General features: G+C 60.2%; 20 protein-coding genes. 12 read left to right on the top strand and 8 right to left on the bottom strand.

Features of this window, described 5'->3' with window-relative positions; all coding sequences use genetic code 11:
* Positions 1–2 precede the first annotated feature (2 nt).
* The 7 genes from HNQ50_RS06780 to HNQ50_RS06750 form a co-directional block, all read right to left on the bottom strand.
* Positions 3–761, bottom strand: a complete 759-nt coding sequence (locus HNQ50_RS06780) for a hypothetical protein (RefSeq protein ID WP_184098875.1) — start codon at positions 759–761, stop codon at positions 3–5.
* Between the two features lie 116 nt (positions 762–877).
* Positions 878–2,011, bottom strand: a complete 1,134-nt coding sequence (tssA, locus tag HNQ50_RS06775) for a type VI secretion system protein TssA (protein WP_184098873.1) — start codon at positions 2,009–2,011, stop codon at positions 878–880.
* On the bottom strand, positions 2,008–5,853 hold the full coding sequence (locus tag HNQ50_RS06770) for a type VI secretion system protein (RefSeq protein ID WP_184098871.1): 3,846 nt from the start codon (positions 5,851–5,853) through the stop codon (positions 2,008–2,010). Before HNQ50_RS06770 ends, tssA begins: the two co-directional genes overlap by 4 nt.
* Positions 5,850–6,608 (bottom strand): DotU family type IV/VI secretion system protein, encoded by a 759-nt coding sequence (locus HNQ50_RS06765; protein ID WP_184098869.1) that lies wholly within the window; start codon positions 6,606–6,608, stop codon positions 5,850–5,852. Before HNQ50_RS06765 ends, HNQ50_RS06770 begins: the two co-directional genes overlap by 4 nt.
* Positions 6,601–7,950 carry a type VI secretion system baseplate subunit TssK gene (tssK, locus tag HNQ50_RS06760; RefSeq protein WP_184098867.1) on the bottom strand — a complete coding sequence of 450 codons (1,350 nt, stop codon included), beginning with the start codon at positions 7,948–7,950 and terminating at the stop codon, positions 6,601–6,603. The genes HNQ50_RS06765 and tssK overlap by 8 nt, the downstream gene beginning before the upstream one ends.
* Positions 7,951–7,995: 45 nt before the next feature.
* Positions 7,996–8,349, bottom strand: coding sequence for a hypothetical protein (locus HNQ50_RS06755; RefSeq protein WP_221303028.1), 354 nt, complete (start codon positions 8,347–8,349; stop codon positions 7,996–7,998).
* Positions 8,339–8,569, bottom strand: a complete 231-nt coding sequence (locus HNQ50_RS06750) for a hypothetical protein (protein ID WP_184099161.1) — start codon at positions 8,567–8,569, stop codon at positions 8,339–8,341. The genes HNQ50_RS06755 and HNQ50_RS06750 overlap by 11 nt, the downstream gene beginning before the upstream one ends.
* Positions 8,570–8,749: 180 nt before the next feature.
* Here HNQ50_RS06750 and tssB point away from each other — a divergent pair, with 180 nt between their 5' ends.
* From tssB to HNQ50_RS06690, 12 genes are all read left to right on the top strand, one after another.
* A complete protein-coding gene (tssB, locus tag HNQ50_RS06745) occupies positions 8,750–9,325 on the top strand; it encodes a type VI secretion system contractile sheath small subunit (protein ID WP_184098863.1) in 576 nt (191 codons plus the stop codon).
* 20 nt (positions 9,326–9,345) lie between these two features.
* Complete coding sequence (tssC, locus tag HNQ50_RS06740) at positions 9,346–10,833, top strand: type VI secretion system contractile sheath large subunit (RefSeq protein WP_184098861.1); 1,488 nt, start codon at positions 9,346–9,348, stop codon at positions 10,831–10,833.
* 30 nt (positions 10,834–10,863) lie between these two features.
* Positions 10,864–11,364, top strand: a complete 501-nt coding sequence (locus HNQ50_RS06735; RefSeq protein ID WP_184098859.1) for an Hcp family type VI secretion system effector — start codon at positions 10,864–10,866, stop codon at positions 11,362–11,364.
* 8 nt (positions 11,365–11,372) lie between these two features.
* Positions 11,373–11,798, top strand: coding sequence for a type VI secretion system baseplate subunit TssE (gene tssE / locus HNQ50_RS06730; protein WP_184098857.1), 426 nt, complete (start codon positions 11,373–11,375; stop codon positions 11,796–11,798).
* On the top strand, positions 11,795–13,588 hold the full coding sequence (gene tssF / locus HNQ50_RS06725; protein ID WP_184098855.1) for a type VI secretion system baseplate subunit TssF: 1,794 nt from the start codon (positions 11,795–11,797) through the stop codon (positions 13,586–13,588). The genes tssE and tssF overlap by 4 nt, the downstream gene beginning before the upstream one ends.
* Positions 13,552–14,577 (top strand): type VI secretion system baseplate subunit TssG, encoded by a 1,026-nt coding sequence (tssG, locus tag HNQ50_RS06720; RefSeq protein ID WP_184098853.1) that lies wholly within the window; start codon positions 13,552–13,554, stop codon positions 14,575–14,577. Before tssF ends, tssG begins: the two co-directional genes overlap by 37 nt.
* A complete protein-coding gene (gene tssH, locus HNQ50_RS06715; RefSeq protein WP_221303027.1) occupies positions 14,574–17,129 on the top strand; it encodes a type VI secretion system ATPase TssH in 2,556 nt (851 codons plus the stop codon). The genes tssG and tssH overlap by 4 nt, the downstream gene beginning before the upstream one ends.
* Before the next feature lie 15 nt (positions 17,130–17,144).
* Complete coding sequence (locus HNQ50_RS06710; RefSeq protein ID WP_184098851.1) at positions 17,145–17,888, top strand: hypothetical protein; 744 nt, start codon at positions 17,145–17,147, stop codon at positions 17,886–17,888.
* Between the two features lie 38 nt (positions 17,889–17,926).
* On the top strand, positions 17,927–18,646 hold the full coding sequence (locus HNQ50_RS06705) for a hypothetical protein (RefSeq protein ID WP_184098849.1): 720 nt from the start codon (positions 17,927–17,929) through the stop codon (positions 18,644–18,646).
* Positions 18,647–18,689: 43 nt separating this feature from the next.
* Positions 18,690–19,310 carry a hypothetical protein gene (locus tag HNQ50_RS06700; RefSeq protein ID WP_184098847.1) on the top strand — a complete coding sequence of 207 codons (621 nt, stop codon included), beginning with the start codon at positions 18,690–18,692 and terminating at the stop codon, positions 19,308–19,310.
* A 63-nt stretch (positions 19,311–19,373) separates the two neighbouring features.
* Entirely contained in the window at positions 19,374–21,377 is a 2,004-nt protein-coding gene (locus HNQ50_RS06695; RefSeq protein ID WP_184098845.1) for a type VI secretion system Vgr family protein, read from the top strand.
* A 14-nt stretch (positions 21,378–21,391) separates the two neighbouring features.
* Positions 21,392–21,940 carry a toxin-antitoxin system YwqK family antitoxin gene (locus tag HNQ50_RS06690; protein ID WP_184098843.1) on the top strand — a complete coding sequence of 183 codons (549 nt, stop codon included), beginning with the start codon at positions 21,392–21,394 and terminating at the stop codon, positions 21,938–21,940.
* Between the two features lie 17 nt (positions 21,941–21,957).
* Here the strand turns inward: HNQ50_RS06690 and HNQ50_RS06685 are convergent, their stop codons facing one another.
* Positions 21,958–22,353 carry a DUF4280 domain-containing protein gene (locus HNQ50_RS06685; RefSeq protein ID WP_184098841.1) on the bottom strand — a complete coding sequence of 132 codons (396 nt, stop codon included), beginning with the start codon at positions 22,351–22,353 and terminating at the stop codon, positions 21,958–21,960.
* Positions 22,354–22,382 lie beyond the last annotated feature (29 nt).

Genomic DNA, 22,382 nt, shown 5'->3' with positions numbered 1-22,382 from the left:
GGTTACGGCGGAGGCTCGTCGAAGATGACCCAATCGTCCTCAGCGTGTCGGTATGCTTTGTAAACCCACCCTGTCGGGGTTCTCATGCCAAAAACCACAGACGTTTTTTTGTAGCGAAATCCGCCAGAACTGCTGGTCTGCGACAGTCTCCTGGATGGAGCCCCACCTGTTACGGCGTGCTCGGCTTTGGTTCTGTCGCCCGTGCCATAGGGCGGTTCCGGGGAGTAGCTGGCGTCGGCGGCAACGTGGAGGACCTGGTTGTGCGTCAAAACAAACCGGCAGCCAGATAGCGGGGTGGTCATGAAGTAATTGCAGTTCGAGTTTTCGAACCAGTTGCGGTCGGCATGCACCGTCTCGTATTTCTTCCAGGGCACAAAATAGACCCTTTCAGAGTGCCCTGGGCCGGGTTCCAGTGAGCCGATGAGCGCGTGGCCGCTTCCGCCCCAGAACGGAATGGCACGAACGTAAATCACGCCCGGACTTAAATGCCTTGCCGGTCGTGCGGGGCGGCCATCTGACCCGTCATTTCCCGTGCGAAAATCCGTTTTTAATGATTTAAGTTCGTCGTAGGACTTTAGCAATAGTCCTTCTAAAGATACGCCCTGCACCGACTTCACCTTCCCCGCTTGCTGGGCGTGCAGTTGTTCCCAAAAAGTGGAGACGCCCAGTTTCTCCGATGGGCCTGATGCTGTGGGTTTTTCATCTGCGGCGTCATTGGTTAGACCCAAACCCAAGGGGTCATAGGGATCAAAGTCATCCATTTGGGCTCACTTGAAAGGAATGTAGACCCCGCCCTTGATCCGGACTCAGGGTCTGGGTTTGCTCTGCGGTGCATCGAGTGGGTAGGTCTGATGCCTGGCCCCCAATCAGCCCTCAATCATGGCAATACGCCAAGAAGCACCCACAGCCGACGGGCTTCTGCGTCGCTGGAAATCAGTTCCGACAACAGTGCGGGCAGCGGTTTGTTGCCCCACTCCACAGCGCGGTAAATCAGATAAGGCACCGGGCTGTGAGGCTCGGTGCGGGCCAGGTAATCGGCAATGGTCTTGAGTTGCCGGTACGCGTCTTCACGGCTGGTGGCGCCGGTGCGTGGCAGGTCTGGCGTGGGGGCGGTGGCTTCTGTCATCCCGCTTTGCTCCGGGTCTGTGGGGGGTGTGAGCGGTTCGGGCGCCAACTCGGGTGCGGGCTGCAGTTGCTGGAAATCATGCAGCACCTGGTTGAGCTGGGTCATGACTCGTTCAAGGGGCGCAAAAGAAGGTGCGTGTTCGCCGGCTCGCGCGTTACAGATGTCGTGCCAGCGCCCCAGCGTGGCTTGGGCGTGAGCGAGATGATTCAGCGCGTGAATGACCGGCGGTACGGTGCCGGGCTGTTGCAGGTTCTGGCGCAAGGCTTTGAGGGCGTTGTTGGCGGTTTCCGTGGCGGCGCGCACGGCTTTGTTGTCGCTGGTGATACTGGCCTGGCGTAACCACTGCTGGTATTGGTTGAGGGCTGGGTGGCTGGCGTCGCCATCGACCCCCAGTCCTGGCAGGGGCAGGCGCACCAGCAAAAATTCTGTGTAGGTGCGGATGATCCACTCCAGCGGGCCGGTGCGCCAGGATTCGTCGCCGTCTGTGGCTTGCGGGTGCAGATCGGCCCAGAAGGCTTGCGAGAATTGTTCCAGCAGGCTCAGCGCAGCCGCAAGGCCGGCCAGGCCAAAGCGGTGCAGCCAGGCTTCACCCAGCCAGGCAGCCAGCATCAGGTCTTTGCTTTGCAGTAGTAGTGCGCTGCTTTGCTGTTCCACGCTAGACCAGTCTGCGGTTTTCAGATCGCTTTGCCAGACGCCGGTGGGGATATTTGCGTCGTCCTCGCGCCGTGCTTCACGGATGGCGTCATACGCCGGCTGATGGCGGATGCTTGGTCCGGCCGGGGCGGATTCTGCTACCGGGACCAGCAACGCGGGCAATTGCGCCAGCAACTCGTCCAGCCAGTCGGTTTGCTGGTCATTCAACGCATGAGAGCGATTCGTGGTCATTGCAGCAAAGCCTGTATCCGGTTGTTGCTCCCTTCCGGCAGCGCAATGGCCCGGAATGGCGTGGGTGGGGCTTTGCCCGGCAGGGGGCTGAGCAGTACCGGCGTTTTGCCGCCCGCGCTGGTCAGGGTAACCCGCAGGAACATGCGGGCGTACGCGGGTTTGCCGGGCAAGGCGGAGATTGGTACGGCCAGCATCATGGGGGTGGTGCCGTCCTGGTATTCGTCGAGTGCTTCTGGGGCCAGGTGCGCTCGCAAGGCGCGCAGCATGGCCCAGTCCCCGCCATAGGCCCAGCGGGCTTGCCGGTCCACGATCGAGAGTGCGGGTTGGTCCGGGTCGCCTTGCGGGGCTTGCGGGCTGTCTTTGGCCCAGCGCAAGCCCATGCTGACAGGCTGGCCAATACTCCAGCGCACATGATCGGCCGCGGCCGGCGGGAACTGCAGCGCCTGATTGCCTGTGCCGACAGACCAGTTGATGACCTGATCCGCGCCCTCCTCGCTGCTTCTGTCTGTGCGCCAGGCAACGCTGATGTCCAGCCCCGCTACGCCGCCCTCCCGCAGGACCAGTGGCGCCAGCCATGCGCGTGATTGCTGCATGCCCTGCAAGAACTGCAAGGCGGCGCCGGCATAGGGTGAGGCGTTGCCCTGCAAGCCGGCCTGAATGGCAACCTGATTGTCATCGACCAGTCGTAACAAGCCCGCCACGCGCTCGGGGTCTACGTCTGGCGCGGCCAGGTCGTTGGTAAACGGAAAACGGCCCGCAATGTACTGATTGAAATAGCTGCCCAGTTTTTCCCAGGCGGTGGCGGCCAGTTGCTCACGCAGGCCGTCACAACGCTGCGCGGCCAGATGCACCAGTTCCCGGGCCCGGAAGGCGAATTCGTTGTCCCCGTCGGGCAGGCCGGCGCTGGCCAGTACATTGGCGCAGGTCGAGATATCCATCTCGTTCATGTCCTTGCTGATCAAATGTTCAATCAGCGCGGGCGCACTGGTGCTGTTTTTATCCTTGTATTTCTGCAGTTCCTGGGAGACCGAGATCCAGCGCTGCACGAGGCCGGTTTCATCGGCGTTGAGCGATGTGCTGTGATTTTGCAGCCAGGCCAGCGCCGGGCCGACGTTGGTCGTTAGCCGCGAGACATCTTCCAGTTGGCCTGTCAGGTATTGCTGCAATTGCAGCGGCGAGGACACGCGCCAGACTTGCAGGCTGGCGTTCTTGTTGCCGTTCCACCAGACAAAGGTGCCTTTGAGTGGGTCGTACAAACGCAGTTGTTTCAGGCTGGCCTGCGCGCTGCGTAGCTGGCCGATGGCAATGCGATTGATGCGCTGGGTCAGCAACTGGGACAAATCATGCTGACCCAGCGCATCCAGGTCTGCAATCACTTCATTGGCCTCGCGGGAGAGCGTGGTGAGTAGTTGGGCTTCGCCCGGATCATCGCCGTTCAGTTGCGGGTCGCTGCTGCCGACCATATCCCACATGGATTGCGCCGCCCCTTGCTGGGCGGAGGCCAGCACGCCCGGCCGGAATTGGCCCGGCACTTGTTGCGCGTTCTGGTCGCTGTATTTCAGATAACTGTTGTAGAACCGCAGCGCATTCGCCAGACCGTCACCCTGCCCCACCCCTGCGGCGGTATTGCCGGATTTGTCGCCGCCCGCCAGCAAGCGCGCCATAAAATCCTGGCCGAGTAATTGCACCACGGCGGCGTCCAGCTTCACCACATCATCGGATACGCGGATGGTGTTGCCGCTTTGTTCCAGTACGCCAAAGCCCTCGCGATCATTGCCTATCCAGTTGTCCCGGAAGCGCTCGCGCGCGCTGGTGGCGTAGTCGGCCAGTTCAATGACCTGGGGTGCGCCAATCAGTGGGCTGGTGCGGGCGGCATTCATCATGGCGGCGTAGCCTGGTACCAGGTCCTGGTTGGCGTTGCGACTCCAGGCGGTGTCCGATACGGCCAGCAAATTGCGCAAGGTGCCAATATTGCTGTGCATCTGGCTCAAGTCAGAGGCCGGTAGTCCGCGCCCGGCACTCAGGTCGGATAGTTTGCGCTTGATGGCATCTGCCGCATGGTTGAAGGTGGTGTTGGTGTAAAGCCGGTCTAACCAGGCCTTCATCAGTCCGTCAAAGTGGGTGGAGACATCGTCTTTGGCGACCAGCAAATCTACCGGGTCCGCCAGCGGCTGCGGGGCCTGGCTAAGGACATTGTTCAAGTACGCGCGTTCGATTGCGCGGTTGCCATGCAGGTCAGATTTGAGGGTCTGGTTAGACAGGTCAAGCAAGTCGTCAAAGGGCGTGATGCCGTTGCTGGTTGCCCGGTTCCAGGTGTTCACCGCCCGCTCCAGCCGGCCTGCGTCTTCCACCAGTTGTTTGGCGCTGGCATAGCTGGACCAGGTGTCGGGGGCGGATTCGACATCCGACTCTTCATCCCTGCTTACCCCGGCCGCCCGCAATTGGGCGATATTGCGTTGCAGGACATTGCGCAAGGGTAGCAACACATGATCGCGGGTAATGCCCTGGGCTACAGTGGCGATCCGGCCGTCAATCTCTGAAAACAAGGATGAGGGGAATACCGGCGTGGCAAATCGCCAGCGCGGCACGGCGGCCAGGGCGGCCCACCAGTCATCAATTGCATGGGCGGCAGCTTCGTTGCTCTTGAGGGCGTCCCGCGTGGTGCGCTGATCATCTTTGACCACGCGCAGGGCATTGGCCAGGTGGAGCGCATCGGCCCGCTCTGAATGCCAGACCCAGACCATGCCGGCAAACCATAAACCGGCCAGCACCACCGCCGCGATTTCTGCCAGTCGATGCCACCGTTGGCGCATGGCCAGAATGCGCGGCACCGGTTGCGCCAGCCCTTGTTCCGCCAGTACCCGCTGACGCAGCAAGCGTCCCATAAACATGGGCGAGGTGCTGCCGCTGGCCAGCGCAGGCGTAAACGGGTCCGCCGAGGCGTCGCCGGTGGACCAACTGCCGGTGAAGTACAGTCCCCGGAATGCCGGTGCCTCACCCAGGGCATTGCCGCGGAATACCGGCTCACACAGGGCGTGCAGATTGCTGCGGATGCTATCGAACTGGCGGGGCAGCAAATACATGGCCTCGCTGGTGCCGCCAGCCAGAGAGCCCAGTTCGGTCACGCCTTCGGCCAGCGTGGCGCAGACGTGCTCCATGGCCATGTCGGTCCAGTCACCCCGCCAGGCGGTGCCTGGAATAAACGGGGATGACCAGCCCAGCATGATTTCCTGCGCGTCGTCGGGCAGGTTCTGCGCAAATTCCAGCATGCCAGGCACGCTTTCCATACCAGTGACCACCAGGTACACCGGCAAAGACAAACCCAGCCGCTGTTGCAGGTCGGCAAACTTGCGCCAGGCCGCAGTGCCGGCGGCGTTGGCGTCATCGCTGGACCAGACGGTATCCGCGCTCACTGTCCAGATGACGGCGTCCAGCGGGCGGTTGGCACGTACCCGCAGCAACACACCCAGCAATCTGCGCCAGGCCGATAGTTGCGGTAGCGCGCCTTCGGCGTGGGTGAACATTTCGCTGGGCGCCACCAGTACCGCGCCGTCACTGCCAAACCACCATTGGCCAAACCAGTGGCGCTTGCTGACCGGAGTGAGTCGCCAGCTACGGCAGAGTGCGTTGGCGGCGTCGGCGTCTTCGCCCACCAGCAGTACCCAGGGGGTCTGGTAGCGATCATTGATGCCGATGTCTTTTTCCATCTGCCGCAAGATGGTTCTGAAACTGCGGGCAGGCCGATCCAGCCGGGTCCGCAGCCACCACACCACCACGGCGATGAGCACAAACAGAATCAGCAACAGGAGTAGCGTGCCAATCACGCCCCAGCCGCCGCTCATGGCCGCACCTCGTCCGCGCCTTTGATATACAGGCCAGGTTTAAGTTGATGGGCGATGTCCAGCCAGAAAAAATGCCCGACCACGCTCATGCCCAACACAATCAGCAGCAGAATGAGTCCCAGGCGAAAGCCGTCCGGCAATAGCCGGCGTGCCTGCTGGCGTGCGGGTTGAATGGCGGCCGGTTTCTCCAGTACGGCGGCAATGCGGCGATAATCCGGGTCGCGCTGCCAGGCAAAGGCAAACAAGGCGCGGCGCCATTCTTCGTGTTGCACCATGCCTGCGCCATCCCGCAATCGCCCCCGAAAACCCAGTAGCAGACATTGCAGATAGACATTGGCCAGATCGCGGCTGGCCGGGTCGCGCTCCCGCAATAGTGCTTCGATCCGGTCCGGGATTTGTTCGCCTGCGGTACGGGTGCCGGAGAGCCGGTATTCCAGTGGCGCGGCTTGCCAGGCGCTTTGGCCGGCCCAGGTATTAAACAGCAGTGTTTCATCGATCAATGCGATCAGGGCGAATTGCGCGGCATCCACCTGGGCGGTGGCCGCTGCCCCGGCCCGTGCCAGCGCCACCCGCGCTAGTCGCCGTACCAGAATGGCGGCTTCTTCTGCCGCACGGCGTACTGCCTCTGTTTCAGGTACGGCGCCCTCTTGCAGGCTGTGCCACAGGGCAAGCCACTCCACCCAGACCTCATCAAAGGCGCTGCTCAGTGGCGCTTCCCGCAATGTCCCTGCCCGCCCACCGGCAAAATCAGCCATGATCTGGCGCGCCCTCAGCATCTTGTTCCGGCACAAACAGCACCATTTCCCACGGCGCGACATAGCCGCCCGCGCTGCTGGCATTGATACGCAAGTGCTGGACGGCATCAAACCACTCGCTTTGCGTGGAGAGCACAAACAGACGCGTGTCATCGCCCACGCTGTAAGACACTTGCGAGCCCCGATCCAGGGGTTGCCAGGTCATGCCGCGCATGCGGCGCAATGACAGGGTTTCAATGTGCGCTTCGCTGGCAATGATGGTGCGTTGCAGCCATTGTGCGGCGGCGCTCTCGCTGGTGCCGCCGGGCATGCGTAGTCCGATCACCAGCTTGTCTTCGGCGCCAAGGGCTTCGGGCAGCACAATCCAGAAGCCCTGCGCGTCGTGCGCAAAGGCCACCGTGCGATAACCCATGCGCACGGTTTCCAGTGTGGATAACAGCCAGTTGATCATGGCGTCGAACCCGCCCAGCAGGTTCTCGTACACCAGTGGCGCAAACGCTGGCATGCCGCGTGCGGGGTCCAGCGTTGCCAGCGATCCGGCCATGCCGGCCAGCAACAAATACACTTGTGCCGGGTGGGCGATGCGACTGAACAATGCGGCCTCTACTTCCGGCAGACGGGACCAGAGCGAGCGTAACTGGCGGGAGATCTCGACCACGTCTTCCGTGTGGCCAGTCTGGCGCGCCAACTTCACCCGGCCAGACAGAAATGCACTTTTTTCCCGCACCCGCGCGCATAAGGCGGCGATCTTGCGGCCCAGCGGGGATTCCGGGGTCAGCCGGGGGGATGGCGGTACATAGGGCAAGCGCGCAAAGCCGCCGCCTTGCTGGCCCATGCGCACCAGTGGAATGCATACCGAATCAGCGCGGCTCTCATCGGTCGCCAGGCGCAAATCCGGCCGCCAGCGCACCAGGGGCTCCGGCGATTCGCCACTGGCCAGATCAGGCACCGCTTCGCCCGCTTCTGATACATAACGGCCAGAATGCGGATCAAGCCGGCCGCCACGCCACAGCGGCGCAACGGCCAGATAGACCATCAGGTCCTGACGCTGGGCGCTGGCCATGACCTCGGCCAGATTCAGTTGCAATGGCGTGCCGCCGCCCGGCTCCAGATGCACGGGCAAGCCGTCAGGCAGCACTGCAATCAGTGATAACACGCGCACCACCCCCTGACTCAGGGCGGATTCATCCAGCTCAAGCTGGTGTACGCCCCAGAACCAGGGGTGCGCGGCGCCGGCATGCAATGCGGCAACGCCCTCGGCACGCAGGGATTGTTGCTGAAAATGCTGGGGCAGCAACTGCATGCCCTCATGCCAGCAAATGGCCTCCGGAATCGAATTCAAGCCGCCCCCTCGTTTCTGCGTTGCTGTCAGATTGCGCTGACATTTTCAAAAGCCTGTCGGTCGATTGGTGGTGATTGCTTGCAGGTCTTTGTTATCCAGCCGGATCAGTACATCGTGGCTCTGGTCCAGCCGCAAGCGGTGTACTCCGGGGCTGTTATAGCCGGCGAACACCAGCAAACCCACCGCAGCCAGCCCGCCGATGGGTACTTTCTGGAAGGTGAGTTTTTGCCCCGGCACCAGTTCATGTCCCCACACATTCAGCGCCTGCGGGTAATCGCGAATAAATTGATCGCGCTGGGTAAACCATTGTGCTGACGAAAGTGTAAGTAATGTTTTTAAAAGTTCTGGATCATTGATCACGACAAAATCAACGGCAATGGGTGCATTGTCATTTGCCATTGGCATTACTTCCATCGTCAGTGAGCGTAATTTCACCGATGGATGAAACAGAGAACAAGCACTCAATAAAAATAAACTCATCAATATCAGGTGCTTGAGAATTGTTTTTTGCCGCACTGTTCTCTTCTCGCTCCTCACGGTGGCGCCACTCTATACCAACGATGACTGAAAATTCAAACGTAGCGTCGCTCTTTACATACAGATGATGAAATTCTGTCATAAGTAACAGTCTTTAATTTTGTAAACATACTTGCTTTAAATTTTCCATTTACTAAAGTCACGCAGCGCACAGTCTGGTTTAGGGATTCCTGAGGGCAGTGCAGAACCGAAACAGACCCCGTAGCGGGGTTTTTTTCATCCGGACCATAACGGCGGGCACACCGCCGCGTGAGGAGTCACCATGGCTGAAAGCACACAGCACAAGCTGGACCGCATTCGTCCGCCGCGCGTGCAAATTACGTACGACGTTGAAATTGGCAACGCCATCGAGAAAAAAGAATTGCCGCTGGTGGTGGGTATCCTGGCCGATCTGGCCGGCAAACCGGAAAACGCCCCGGCGAAACTCTCAGAGCGCCGCTTTGTGGATGTAGATCGGGATAATTTCAATGACGTGCTGGCCGCCGTCGCCCCGCGTCTGGCGGTACAGGTGGATAACGCCATTGCCGCTGATGGCAGCAAATTCAATATCGAACTCAAATTCAACCGGTTTGATGATTTTGATCCGGTCAATATCGTCAAACAGGTCAGTGCGCTCAATCGCCTTTACGAGGCACGCCAGCGTCTGCGGGACTTGCTGACCAAGCTGGATGGCAATGACGAACTGGATCAATTGCTGCAAGAAGTGGTGGCCAATACGCAGGACCTGAAATCCCTGCAAGGCGATGCAACTGCGGCGCCGGCCGCCGCCGCCGAAGCGCCCGCCAAGGGTAAGGGCAAAGCAGAACCAGAAGCCCCTGCTGCACCTGAAGCCAACTAACCTGCCGACCGGAGACGTTCATGGCACAGACCCAGACTGCCGCCGCTGGCGGCGCGCAAAGTACCGTTGACCTGCCCTTGCTCGATCGCATCATTGCCGAGGGCCGCATGGCTCACGACGATCTGCAGAAAGCCTACGCCAAAGACTTGTTGTCTGAATTTGCGACACAAGTGCTGGACGAGGGGATGTCCAAACTCGACAAAGACACGGTGGCCATGATCAACCACCGTATTGCAGAGATTGACGAGTTGATCAGCAATCAACTCAACGAAATCCTGCATCACCCGGAAGTGCAGAAGCTGGAAGCCTCCTGGCGCGGCCTGCATTACCTGGTCATGAACACGGAGACCAGCACGCGTCTGAAACTGCGTCTGCTGAACGTGTCGCAACAAGAACTGCAGAACGATCTGGAAAAAGCCGTGGAGTTTGACCAGAGCGCCCTCTTCAAAAAGATTTACGAAGAAGAGTACGGCACCTTTGGCGGCAACCCGTTCAGCGTGCTGATTGGCGATTACGAATTTGGCCGTCATCCGCAAGATGTGGCGCTGCTGGAAAAACTCTCCAACGTGGCCGCTGCCGCGCATGCGCCGTTTATTGCCGCCGCCAGCCCGCGCCTGTTCGACATGAGCAACTTCACCGAACTGGCCCAGCCGCGTGATTTGTCCAAGGCCTTTGAAAGCACCGAACTGATCAAGTGGCGCAGTTTCCGGGCCAGTGAAGACTCCCGCTATGTGTCGCTGGTGTTGCCGCACGTGCTGCTGCGCCTGCCGTACGGCCCGGCCACCCGCCCGGTGGAAGGTATTGGCTATGTGGAAGACGTGGATGGCTCGGATCACAGCAAGTACCTGTGGGGCAACGCCGCGTGGGCCTTGGGTCAGCGCATTACCGATGCCTTTGCCCACTATGGCTGGTGCGCCGCCATTCGCGGCGTGGAGGGTGGCGGTGCGGTAGAAGGCTTGCCGGCCCACACGTTTGCCACTGCTTCTGGCGATATCGCGCTCAAATGCCCGACCGAAGTGCCGATCACTGATCGGCGTGAGAAAGAGCTCGACACACTGGGTTTCATTGCCTTGTGCCACAAGAAAAACAGCGATCTGGCGGTGTTCTTTGGTGGTCAGACCACCAACCAGCCCAAGCTGTACAACCTGCCTGAGGCCAATGCCAATGCGCGGATTTCCGGCATGTTGCCGTATGTGCTGGCCGCGTCCCGTTTTGCGCATTACATCAAGGTGATCATGCGCGACAAGATCGGTAGCTTTGCCACGCGCGACAACGTGCAAACCTATCTGAACAACTGGATTGCCGATTACGTGCTGATCAACGACAACGCCCCGCAAGAGATCAAGGCGCAATACCCGCTGCGGGAAGCGCGGGTCGATGTGACGGAGGTCGCCGGCCGCCCGGGCTCGTATCGGGCCACGGTGTTCTTGCGGCCGCACTTCCAGCTGGAAGAGCTGACCGCATCCATCCGCCTCGTTGCTGCCCTGCCCGCCCCGGCCGCCGCCTGATCCCGATAACGTATACGGAACCCGAAAATCATGGATTCAATCATTCTGGATCTTGGCGCCGACATCAAAGGCGATTGCAAGATCGAAGGCTATGCCGACAAGATCGAAATCATGTCGTACAGCCATAACGTGGCCATGCAAGTGACCAACGACGTGAGCAACACGGAGCGTACCTCCGGCAAGCCGCACATTGGCGAGTTCACACTGACCAAGTTTGTCGATGCCTCGACCCCGACGCTGAACGAGTACTGCTGCGCGGGCAAGAACATCGTCACGGCCATCATCACGGTTGGCCGTAATGCGGCGGATCAGGATGGCAAAATCCTGCCGTTCATTACCTACACCCTGACCAACGTCATTCTTTCCAATATTTCGGTCAGTGGCGGTGCAGGTGGCAAACCGGTGGAGACCCTCTCGCTGAACTTCACCAAGATCAAGTGGGACCTCACCAGCCAGAAAGACGACGGCACCAAAGAAGGCGCGGCAGCCACGCAGTGGGATCTGGCAGCCAACAAGCTGGTTAAAGCCTGAGTCTTTTCATGTTGCGTGTACCGCTACTGGACAGGCTGGCCGACGACGAGCCAGACCTGTCCACCGAGACCCTGCCGCTGCGCTGGCACGACGCTGGCGCAGCGGCGGCTTCTATTCGTGACGAACTCTCACGCCTGCTCAATACACGTCGTGCCACGCTGACGAGCAAGCAGGGTTTGTCCATTCTGGATTACGGCGTGGATGACTGGAGTGCCTTTAGCACCACGCAAGCTGGCGATTTCAGCCGCATTGCCCGGCGCATGGCCGAAGTCATCGCCCGCTTTGAACCCCGCATTCTGGCGCCCCAGGTCCACCTGGCGCGAGACGATGCCGAGCCCCAGCGCCTGCGCATCCAGGTGAGTGGCAAGCTGGCCGGCGATAGCGACGACGCCCCCATTCTGTTTATGGATACCCTGCTGGGCGACACCGCATGAGCGATTCCATCGACCCGCGCCTGCTGGATTACTATCAGCGCGAACTCACCTGGCTGCGCCACGCTGGCGCTGATTTTGCCGAACGCTACCCCAAGATTGCCCACCGGCTGGAACTATCCGGCTATGAAAGCCCGGACCCGCATGTGGAGCGCTTGCTGGAAGGGTTTGCGTTTCTGAGCGCCCGCCTGCAACGACAACTGGATGACGGTTACTCGCAACTGAGTGACGCGTTGCTGGAACAGCTTTACCCCTACGCCGTGCGCCCCATGCCCTCGGTGGGGATTGCGCAGTTTCTGCCGGATGCCACCAAAGGCAATGTGGCCGAGGGGTACACGGTGGCGCGGGATACCCCACTGTTTGTGAATACGCCGCAAGGCGACACCATTCATTTTCGCACCACCGCACCCGTTACCGTGTGGCCGCTGACGGTGGGTGATGCCCTGTTGCTGCCTGCGGATGAAGCGCAGGCCCTGACTGGTTTGCGTGATGTGCGCAGCGCGTTGCGCTTGCGGATTGACTGTCTGGCACCCCACCAGTGGCATGCCTTGCCGCTGGACAGCCTGCGCATACAACTGACCGGATCACCCACGACCAGCGCCGCGCTGTACGACCTGTTGTGTGCACACAGCCTGGCCATGTTTGTCGCCCTGCCGGGCGAGTCCCCGCGCCGCATGGGCCAATCCTTGCCGCATGCGGCCGGCTTTACCGAAACCGAAGCCCTGTTGCCGCTGGAAGATGGCGTGTTGCCAGCCTATCGACTGCTGCTGGAGTACTTTGCCTGTCCGGCCAAGTTCGCCATGTTTGATTTGCCTGTGCAGGTGCCCACCGCCGCCACCGGCCAAATCGAACTGATCATTGCCTTTGACAACGCGCCCTCCAGCCGGATCAGCCTGCAACCCTCGGATCTGGCTTTGGGCTGCGCGCCCGTGGTCAATTTATTCCCGCGCACCTCAGAACCCTTGCGCCCGGATGCCACACGCCGCGAATACCGCGTGGTGGCGGACAGTCACAGGGAGCGCAGCGTAGAAATCTATGCTATCCGCAAAGTGCGGGTGAGTTCGGCCGACAACGCCATGCAGGTGCCCGCGTACTTTGCCTTTAGCCATGCCCAGAAAGACAACGGCGTCTGGTGGCACGCTCGCCGGGTACAAGGTGTTGGCAGCGCCCGGCACGGCAGCGACATGATGCTGACCTGGGTGGATGCCGGCTTCGATCCCACCTTGCCACAGTCTCAATCCCTGACCGCAGACCTGCTGTGTACCAACCGGCATCTGGCCGAAACGCTGGCGCCGGGCACGCGCTTGTCGTTTGAACAGCCTGGCCCGGTGGCGCAGGTCAATCTGGTGAACCGCCCTTCCCCGCAGCTGGATGCCGATCTGGATGGCAGCTCGCAATGGCGGCTGGTGTCGCACTTGTCGCTCAATCATTTATCGCTGGTAGAAGACGCCCAGCCGCTGGCAGCGCTGCGGGAAATGCTGGCCTTGTACAACCTGTCTGACACCCAGGCCAATCGGCGGCAGATTTCCGGGTTAACCCACCTGGAAACCGTGCGCGCGGTGGCGCATGTCGGGCGGCAGGCCTGGCGCGGCTGGCGCAATGGGCTGGAGGTGCGCGTCACCCTGGATGCCGAGCATTTTGCCGGGGCCAGCCGCGTACTGTTCTCTGGTGTGCTGGCCCACTTCTTATCGCAATACGCCAGCGTCAACCGCTTTGTGCGGACGGTACTGGTGGAACAGGATAGAGAAATCAAGACATGGCAACCTCTGGTCGGCGACCCGCTGATTCTGTAGCCGCACGGCTCTACAGCCAGACGCATGCCTTTGAATTCGGGCAGGCGCTGTCGGTGCTCCAGTTGCTGCACCCGGACACCACGCCGCCGGGGCATGGGGTCGACCCGCGCAAGGAAACCGTGCGCTTGACCGGCCCGCTCTCCCCGGTCTTTGCCGTCAGCGCCCTTGGCCCATTGCAGGCGCCCGTGCCCGGTCAGACGCAACCGCGTTTGCAGGTCAACCTGTTTGGCCTGGGTGGGCCGGATGGCCCGTTGCCTTATGCCTGGCAAGAGTGGCTGCAAGCGCGGCGCATGCGCAAAGACGATACGCCGGTGGCGTTTCTCAACCTGTTTCACCAGCGTTTGTTGGGCCAGTTGAACCGGGTGGAATGCAAATACCGCATCGCCGCGCCGTTCTCCCGCCCGGCGACCAGCCCGGTGTTCCCCGTTCTGCGCGCGCTGACCGGTTTGTTGCCGACCTCTTTGCATGACCGGCAAGCGGTGGCGGATGCGGCGCTGTTGGCCCGTACCACCATCCTCTCTAACCGGCGGCGCTCTGTCAGCGGTTTTCAGATGCTGGTGCGCGGGCAATTTGGCATGTCCATTCGCGTTACCCAGTTTGATGGCGGCTGGAGCGAATTGCCGCCCACCGCGCTAACGCGGCTGGGGCGTGGTGCCAGCAATAACCGGCTGGGACGCGGTGCCTTGGCCGGCAGCAAAGTGTGGGACGAACAAGCCGGCCTGCAACTGACGCTGGGTCCGATGACCTTTGAATACTTTCAGACCTTTTTGCCGGGCGGTGCCCGCCACCAGGAGTTGATGGCGCTGGCGACGTTTTATTTCGGGATCGACATGCGTATCCGGCTCAACTTGCGCTTGCAAGGTAGTGAAGTGCCCCGCGCCATTCTGGGCAGCAACGCCCGGCTGGGCTGGACCACCTGGCTAAGCCAGCCCGATACCCCGCCCGAACGGCAGTGCCGCCTGGCGCCTGGCGTGGAGACCTTGTCATGAGTCTGGACCTGAGCGCGCTGATCGGCCGGCTTAATCCCTGGTGCCGCACCGCCATGGAACGGGCGGCACAGCGCTGTCTGGAACACGGCCACTTTTACATTGAAGTGGAACATGTGCTGCTGGAATTACTGGACATCGACAACGGCGACCTGCCCTGGCTGTTGCCCCGCTTCGGGCTGGAGCGGGATGCGCTGGCGGCCGAAATCAACGCTGCCATCGAGCGCTTCAAGCGTGGCAATACCCGTACCCCGGCGTTCTCTGCGCACACGGTGTCATTGCTGCAAGACGCCGTGGTGTATACCAGCGTGAACAACCAGGCCAGCATCCGCTCCGGCGTCTTGCTGTTGTGCCTGGTCTCGCGGGAGGAATTGCGGGCGCTGTTGCTCAATGGCGCGTCGTCCTTGCTGCGGGTGGCACAAGAAGCATTGAGCAGCAATCTGCAAGAGTGGACCGCCGCCTCTTGCGAGGCCCCGCTGGTGGTTGCCAGCGAACGCGCCCCCGCTGCGCGCAGCCAGTCGGGTGATGATGCACCGGGCGTGCTGGACCAATACACCCAAGACCTCACGGCAGATGCCCGCGCCGGCAAGATTGACCCCATCATTGGTCGCGACAACGAAATCCGCCAGGTCATCGACATTCTGCTGCGCCGCCGCCAGAACAACCCCATCCTGGTGGGTGCGCCCGGTGTCGGCAAAACCGCCGTGGTGGAGGGTCTTGCCCTGCGCATCGCCGCTGGTGAAGTGCCGCCACCCTTGCAAAATGTTGCCCTGCGCGTGCTGGACCTGGGTTTGTTGCAAGCCGGCGCCGGCGTCAAAGGCGAGTTTGAAGCGCGCCTGAAAGGCGTGATTGACGGCGTGCGCAACGCCGAACAACCGGTGATTTTGTTTATCGATGAAGCCCACACCATGATCGGGGCCGGCGCGGCAGAGGGTCAGAACGATGCCGCCAACCTGCTCAAGCCCGCCCTGGCTCGCGGCGAATTGCGCACCGTGGCGGCCACCACCTGGCTGGAATACAAAAAGTACTTTGAAAAAGACCCGGCGCTGGCGCGGCGTTTTCAACTGGTGCAGGTGGAAGAACCCGACGAAGCCACGGCAGTGAACATGTTGCGCGGCGTGGCCGCCAAGCTGGAGCAGCACCACGGCGTGCTCGTGCTGGATGCGGCCATCCTCGACGCCGTGAAACTCAGTCACCGCTACATCAGCGGCCGCCAGTTGCCTGACAAAGCCATCAGCGTGCTCGATACCGCCTGCGCCCGCGTGGCGCTGGGCCAGCACGACGTGCCACCGCAACTGGAAAACCTGCGCCACCAACAAACCAACGCCCAGGAAGAGCTGGCCCGTCTGCGCCGCGAACAAACCACCGGGCTGGATCACGCCGCCCGGATATCCACGCTGGAAACCGACACCGCCGCCAATATGGGCGCGATTCGTGATCTGGAAATCCGCTGGAACGAGGAGCGCGAAGCCGTCCGCCAGTTGCTGGACGTGCGTCGGCAATTGCTGGCACTGGAACCGTCTTCCGGTCAGCCTGACCCGGCGCTGGATGCCCGGATCGATCAACTCGCTGCCGAACTCTCCCGCCTGGAAGCCGGTCTGGACGCGATCCGTCAGGACGATCCGATGGTGCCGGAGCAAGTCGATAAAAAAGCGGTTGCTGCCGTGATTTCGGGTTGGACCGGTATTCCGGTCGGCAAAATGCTGGCCGATGAAGCCTACGCCGTGCGCACGGTCGCCCAGCGCATGACGCAACGGGTCATGGGGCAAGACGTCGCCTTGAACACCATCGCGCAACGGCTGCAAGCCTACCGCGCCGGGCTGACTGACCCGCAAAAACCGGTGGGCGTGTTTTTGCTGGTCGGACCCACTGGCGTGGGCAAAACCGAAACCGCTTATGCCCTCGCGGATGCGCTCTACGGCGGCGAGCGTAACCTGATCAGCATCAACCTTTCCGAATACCAGGAAGCCCACACCGTCAGCCAGCTTAAAGGCGCCCCGCCCGGCTATGTGGGCTACGGCAGTGGTGGCGTGCTGACTGAAGCCGTGCGGCGCAAACCGTATTCCGTGGTGCTGCTGGATGAAATCGAAAAAGCCCACCCGGACGTGCTGGAAGCGTTTTACAACGTGTTCGATAAAGGTGTCATGGAAGACGGCACTGGCCTGGTGGTGGATTTCAAAAACACCGTCATGCTGGCGACCAGCAACGTGGGGGCTGAGTTGCTGCTGGACGCGCCAGCCGGCCAGATCGGCACGCCCCGCTTTAACGAGCAGTTGCATCACACGCTATTACAAGCCTTCCGCCCCGCATTCCTGGCCCGCATGACCGTCGTGCCCTACTGTCCGCTGGATGAATCCACCCGCGAAGGCATTGTGCGCGCCAAGCTGGAAAAACTGCGGGAACGCTATCAGACCGCCACCGGCAAAACGTTTGAGTTCGATGATGCAATTGTGCGGGCCGTGTTGGCCAAATGCACGGCGGCGGGTGCGCGGGATATCGAGAATGTGTTGATGACGGAAGTGACGGGGAAATTGGCGGAATGGGCGCTGGAATAAGCTCATGAGGACACAATGACCGTCTTGCAGCGCATCAACTCCTTTAATGTACTTACCGACTTGTGCCGCAATCCGGCTGCCGTGCTGGCCGCGCATTACTTGTCGGTCGGCAATCTGGTGGGTAACGACACCAAGTCCGGATCGTTGTGTTTTGCAGCGCATGGCAATCGCATCAATATTGGAGATAATGCCAACGCGGCCACCCTTTTCCCCGCGGCCGGTATCTTGCCTGGCACTCTCATTAATGTAGCCGGGTTATCGACCCCCAAGCGGGCGCATATCAATCTCGCACCACATCGACTTAACCCGACGGCCCAAGTGACCATAGGCACTAATCGTATTTGGGTTACCACTCGCCAGAGTGGCTGTTCGGTCTTGATTCTGGATTGGGGTGGCGGCCAGTTCTCGATGATCCACCTGCAACCCCATGCAGATGCCACATTTAACTGGCTTGGGCAGTTTCTGAACAAATACAGTCGCACCCGTGCCCTGCAAAAGAACGCCTGGCTTCGACCTGAATTTACCCACATCGTGGAGCAGTCCGGCGCCGGGTTGAGTCCTCTTGCGTATATCCTTGTGCACTCGGTTTATATCACCACGCTTGGTCATAACTTCCAGATCATTGGCATTGCGCAAAACGGCACCTTCCAGTTCTTTTTGCAGGACTCCCAGACAATAGGCGGGGCGTTTACGGTCCAGCTTATGCAGTGGACGCCCTGGTCTGAGTTTTTGCCCTACTCAAGTTACCGAACGGCGTGAATTTCAGGGAGCATGGCGTGCAGATTTTTGTAATCTATATGGGCAAAAGCAAGACCGTAAATCTGGAGGGGCACCAGATCACCTGGGCGCTCGCGCGCCCCGTCATCCTTGCGCGAGCCGAGGCTGATCCGGCGCTGTCATTTTTGCTGATTGAAAAGATAAGTCATAAGCCATTGGCAGATCACGATGCCGTGCTGCCGGATCGTGTGTATGAGTTGAAGGTCAGTGCAGTGTTCGTCCCTCGCGTAAATCCAGATGTGATGACATTGCTGGAGGCGCGCCTGAAGCATCTGATAAACCACCCTCGGCCCAATCACTTTGTGCTGATCAGTACCGGTAGTCATATCAATGGCAACAAAGGGCTGGCTGAGGCGCAGCGCCAGCAATGCCCGGAGGATGTGGTGAGTCATTGCTTGAAAAGCAATCTGACCCTTTCTGTTATTTTGATAGACCAGGATTTTTTCAATCTGCACCAAGGTGGGCAGATTTACGACCTGGCCGGAGGGTGGCTGCCACATTCGCAATCCTTGCTGGGCGGCCATATCCGGAATTTCAAGCATCAGGTTACCGGGTTTACCTTGTCCACCTATGAAACTCACCTCACGCAGTGGGATGGCCAGTTGCAACAGATCGGGGGTGTTGACCTGCCCACGCTGGGGCATAGCACCAACAATGCTGGTGGCCAATTGTTGGTACGCATGTTTAACGGCAACATTTGCTATAACAGCCAACCTGACCTTGCTTTGGGGCGGTACTAAGCGGCATGACCTGCAAAACCACTCGCAACCCGGGATAAAACCAATGAGCCGACTTGCCAGCGCAATAGCCGCCAAGGACTACGTCAGAGCCAGAATTCAGTGCAACAATCGCGTGATTCCTGGTGACCGGCTGGGTATTTCACTTGATGAGCAAAATGAATTGTCACTGGCTCGGCAAGCGTCCAGGCAACGACTGGAGGCGATTAAAAAAAGCAAATTGCATCCAGTGCTGGGTCATTGCAATGCACTGGATCTGGTCAGGTATGGCGAGTACGTGTTGGGAGAAGGCATCGGTAACTGCCTTGAAATGACCTGTGCGGTGGCCTGGTATCTAAACCAGCAAGGCTTGTTCTTTTATGAGCCAGCGTACTATCCAGATGGGCCTCCGGGCACGCCCAAGCGCGATCATATTTTCATGACACTGGGGCAAATTACTGATGCCGAAGGAAAATTCCCCGACAATTTTGCGAACTGGAGCGAGCAAGCGGTGATTTGTGATGCCTGGGCGGATATTGCCTGCCCGGCGCAGGAGTATCCGGCGCAATGGCAAGCGCGTATGGGAGAGTGGGATCAACAACACTACCTGATTGCCAATCTGCAACCCACTCATACCATGTGGCTTAACCTGGTTACGTACCCCAAGCGATCTTATTTCAGCGGTTGATGCCTAAAAGCATTCAGTAAGATCCCCGGTTAAATATCGCTTATTGCAGCAGGACCAGAGTAGATGAAATTTGATGATCTCGGAACCAGTCTGGTGCTTTCGGCCCCCGCATTGGCGGGCCTGGTGGCCGCATCAGTGACAGGGCGGGAGGAAATTCAGGCAGTAAATGCAATTGCGTTGAGTGGTCTGGCTGAAGTCACGCAAGCCTCGGCGGATGCGATTGCCAAACCTGTCACGCTGAAACTGCAAAATGATGCCCAGACTCGCCCCTTCGGCGCACTCGTCGCTGAAATCCGCCAGCTCCCCACCGACGCCACCGCCAACCACTACCAACTCACCCTGCGCCCGTGGTTGTGGTGGCTGACGCTGGCCAGCAATAACCGCATTTTCCAGAACCAGAAAACGCAAGATATCCTCACCGCTGTATTTCAGGGTAATGGTTTCTCGGATTACCAATTTAGCCTGACCGGCAGTTACACACCGCGTGAGTATTGCGTGCAATACGGCGAGACCGATTTCGCCTTTGTCTGCCGCTTGATGGAAGAAGACGGCATCTTCTATTTTTTCACGCATGAAGACGGCAAGCACACGCTGGTGCTGGCGGATAACAACGAGGCATTTCCGCAGATCCCAAACGGCCCCAAGGTGCCGTATATGGGGCAGGAAATCGGCGTACGGGAGTTGCATGGCATCCGCTCGGCGCAGTACGCCATTCAGGCGGTGACCGGTGCGTATAGCGCGACAGATTATCAGTTCACCACGCCGACCTCGTCGCTGTACTCGCAAGCCCAGGCAGTGGCGAGTGCGCCGGCCATGTATGAGCATCCGGGCAGTTATGTGGTCAAAGCCACCGGGGACACACTGACCAAACAGCGCATTGATGGCCTGCGCAGCCAGGAAAAACGCCTGATTGGCGAGAGCGATTGCCGCTGGCTGGTGCCGGGTCATTGGTTCACCCTGACCGGGCATGATGACGATGCGCTCAATATGGATTGGGTAGTGACCTCGGTGATGCATGAGGCGAGCCATGACCACTACCGTAATCGCTTCGAAGCCATGCCCAAGGCAACCCCCTACCGCCCTGCCCGCGTCACACCCAAACCGCGCATGCATCCGCAAACAGCGGTAGTGGTCGGCAAGGCGGGGGAAGAAATCTGGACCGACGAATATGGCCGCATCAAGATCCAGTTTCCGTGGGATCGGGATGGCGCCAATGACGAGAAGTCTTCGTGCTGGGTGCGCGTGGTCATGCCGTGGACCGGCAAGGGTTTTGGTATCCAGTTCATTCCGCGCATTGGGCAAGAGGTGATCGTTACCTTTATCGACGGCGACCCGGACCGCCCCCTGGTCACCGGTTGTGTTTACAACGGGGATAACGCCCTGCCATACGCTTTGCCGGCCAATCAGACGCAATCGGGCATCAAGACCAATTCATCCAAAGGCGGCGGCGGGTTTAATGAGCTGCGCTTTGAAGACAAAAAAGACAGCGAAGAAGTCTTTATGCAGGCGCAGAAAGACTTGAAGGTGAATGTGTTGAACGATGCCACGCACACCATTGGCCATGACGAAACCCGCACGGTCAAGAACGCCCGTACGCATACCATCCAGGAGGCCGATGACAGCGTCACCGTACAAAAGGGCAACCGCAGTCTGACGGTGTCGACCGGCAATGAAACCGTGGATATCAAGGCCAACCGCACGGTCAAGGCCGGCGGCGACGAGACACGCACGGTCGGCGGCAATCTGGCCCAGACCGTCACCGGCAACTACACGCTGACGGTCGATGGCAACCTCACTATCAAGGTCAGCGGCACACTCAGTATCGAGAGTACGGGTGCGTTCAGTGGCAAGAGTGACGCCGCGCTGAGTTTGCAGGCGGGCACATCCATGTCCAGCAAAGCCGGTACATCACTGGAAAATCAGGCGGGCACCTCGCTGACCAACAGGGCCGGCACCACCATGACCAATGATGCCGGCGTCAGCCTGACCAACAAAGGCGGCGCCGAGCAGACTGTGGATGGCGGCGGCATGCTGACCCTCAAGGGCGGCATCGTCAAAATCAACTAGTTGCGGGACAGAACATGACGGCAGCGCATGAAAAAGTGGATCTGATACGGGGCGATGCCCGCCTGACCGGTGAGTTGTCCAGTGGAGCGTTGCATGGCCCTGCGCAAGTTCACGCCAATGGCCGGCCGCTGGCGCAGTTGCCCTACAAACATGGCGTACTGGAGGGGCCGCTGGTTGTCATGCATAGCAATGGCAAACTGGCTTCACGCATGCATTACGCGGCAGACAAAGCGCATGGCCCAGCAGAGTTTTTTGCGCCAGATGGCAAGTTGCAGCGCAAAGCCACCTACCGGCAGGGGCTGTTGCATGGCGAGGCCGTCAGCTACTACCCGGATGGCACGGTGGCCCAGGTGGAACAATATCGGCTGGGGCAATTGCATGGCATGCAACAGCGCTTTCACACCAATGGCCGGCTGGCCGAGCGCAGCAACTACAACGACGGTGCGCCCAGCGGAGAGGCGCAAGCCTTCAATAGCGACGGTCGCCCGCTGGATTCGGCTCGCAAACCGGTATCACGGATGGTCTGGTGGTGGCGGCAACTGAAGGGCGAGCCCGCAGAATAACCGTCATCCAGCAACCGTCAGGGCAGCATGACCGTCATCTGCCCCGGCTGAACCACCTTGATCACGCCCGCCCACAGGCACATCAACATGCCATTGGCGTTGAGTGCGGGCATGTTGCCTTCCAGTACCGTCGGCGCCCCGCCTGGAATCCACGGCGCGGGCGTGGCAGGCACACAGGGCATGGGGGTAAATACCCCCAAAGCGGCGGCAGTGGCCGCAATTACCGTCGGGTTGCTGGGGCTCTGGCACATGCCAAAGGGCGAGATATTAACGATCGGAATGTGATCCATGATGGTTGCGCCCGGCATGCCGCCCACCAATACCCGGTTGACGGGGAGCACGTTCATGGGCGCGGGCGCTGCGCCGAATGCGCATTGCAGCATGGCACCTGAGCAGACATGGGGAGCGGCCACAAAATCCCTCCTTCTCAACGGGGTGTGCG

It is taken from the genome of Silvimonas terrae, from assembly GCF_014202765.1.
GTDB lineage: Bacteria > Pseudomonadota > Gammaproteobacteria > Burkholderiales > Chitinibacteraceae > Silvimonas > Silvimonas terrae.
This window is presented reverse-complemented; position numbering and strand designations above follow the sequence as displayed.

What these genes read in the sequence shown, in the direction of transcription:
- HNQ50_RS06780 (WP_184098875.1), bottom strand. Translation starts at nt 761, where the DNA reads ATGGATGACTTTGATCCCTATGACCCCTTGGGTTTGGGTCTAACCAAT.
- tssA (WP_184098873.1), bottom strand. Translation starts at nt 2,011, where the DNA reads ATGACCACGAATCGCTCTCATGCGTTGAATGACCAGCAAACCGACTGG.
- HNQ50_RS06770 (WP_184098871.1), bottom strand. Translation starts at nt 5,853, where the DNA reads ATGAGCGGCGGCTGGGGCGTGATTGGCACGCTACTCCTGTTGCTGATT.
- HNQ50_RS06765 (WP_184098869.1), bottom strand. Translation starts at nt 6,608, where the DNA reads ATGGCTGATTTTGCCGGTGGGCGGGCAGGGACATTGCGGGAAGCGCCA.
- HNQ50_RS06755 (WP_221303028.1), bottom strand. Translation starts at nt 8,349, where the DNA reads ATGGCAAATGACAATGCACCCATTGCCGTTGATTTTGTCGTGATCAAT.
- HNQ50_RS06750 (WP_184099161.1), bottom strand. Translation starts at nt 8,569, where the DNA reads ATGACAGAATTTCATCATCTGTATGTAAAGAGCGACGCTACGTTTGAA.
- tssB (WP_184098863.1), top strand. Translation starts at nt 8,750, where the DNA reads ATGGCTGAAAGCACACAGCACAAGCTGGACCGCATTCGTCCGCCGCGC.
- tssC (WP_184098861.1), top strand. Translation starts at nt 9,346, where the DNA reads ATGGCACAGACCCAGACTGCCGCCGCTGGCGGCGCGCAAAGTACCGTT.
- HNQ50_RS06735 (WP_184098859.1), top strand. Translation starts at nt 10,864, where the DNA reads ATGGATTCAATCATTCTGGATCTTGGCGCCGACATCAAAGGCGATTGC.
- tssE (WP_184098857.1), top strand. Translation starts at nt 11,373, where the DNA reads ATGTTGCGTGTACCGCTACTGGACAGGCTGGCCGACGACGAGCCAGAC.
- tssF (WP_184098855.1), top strand. Translation starts at nt 11,795, where the DNA reads ATGAGCGATTCCATCGACCCGCGCCTGCTGGATTACTATCAGCGCGAA.
- tssG (WP_184098853.1), top strand. Translation starts at nt 13,552, where the DNA reads ATGGCAACCTCTGGTCGGCGACCCGCTGATTCTGTAGCCGCACGGCTC.
- tssH (WP_221303027.1), top strand. Translation starts at nt 14,574, where the DNA reads ATGAGTCTGGACCTGAGCGCGCTGATCGGCCGGCTTAATCCCTGGTGC.
- HNQ50_RS06710 (WP_184098851.1), top strand. Translation starts at nt 17,145, where the DNA reads ATGACCGTCTTGCAGCGCATCAACTCCTTTAATGTACTTACCGACTTG.
- HNQ50_RS06705 (WP_184098849.1), top strand. Translation starts at nt 17,927, where the DNA reads ATGGGCAAAAGCAAGACCGTAAATCTGGAGGGGCACCAGATCACCTGG.
- HNQ50_RS06700 (WP_184098847.1), top strand. Translation starts at nt 18,690, where the DNA reads ATGAGCCGACTTGCCAGCGCAATAGCCGCCAAGGACTACGTCAGAGCC.
- HNQ50_RS06695 (WP_184098845.1), top strand. Translation starts at nt 19,374, where the DNA reads ATGAAATTTGATGATCTCGGAACCAGTCTGGTGCTTTCGGCCCCCGCA.
- HNQ50_RS06690 (WP_184098843.1), top strand. Translation starts at nt 21,392, where the DNA reads ATGACGGCAGCGCATGAAAAAGTGGATCTGATACGGGGCGATGCCCGC.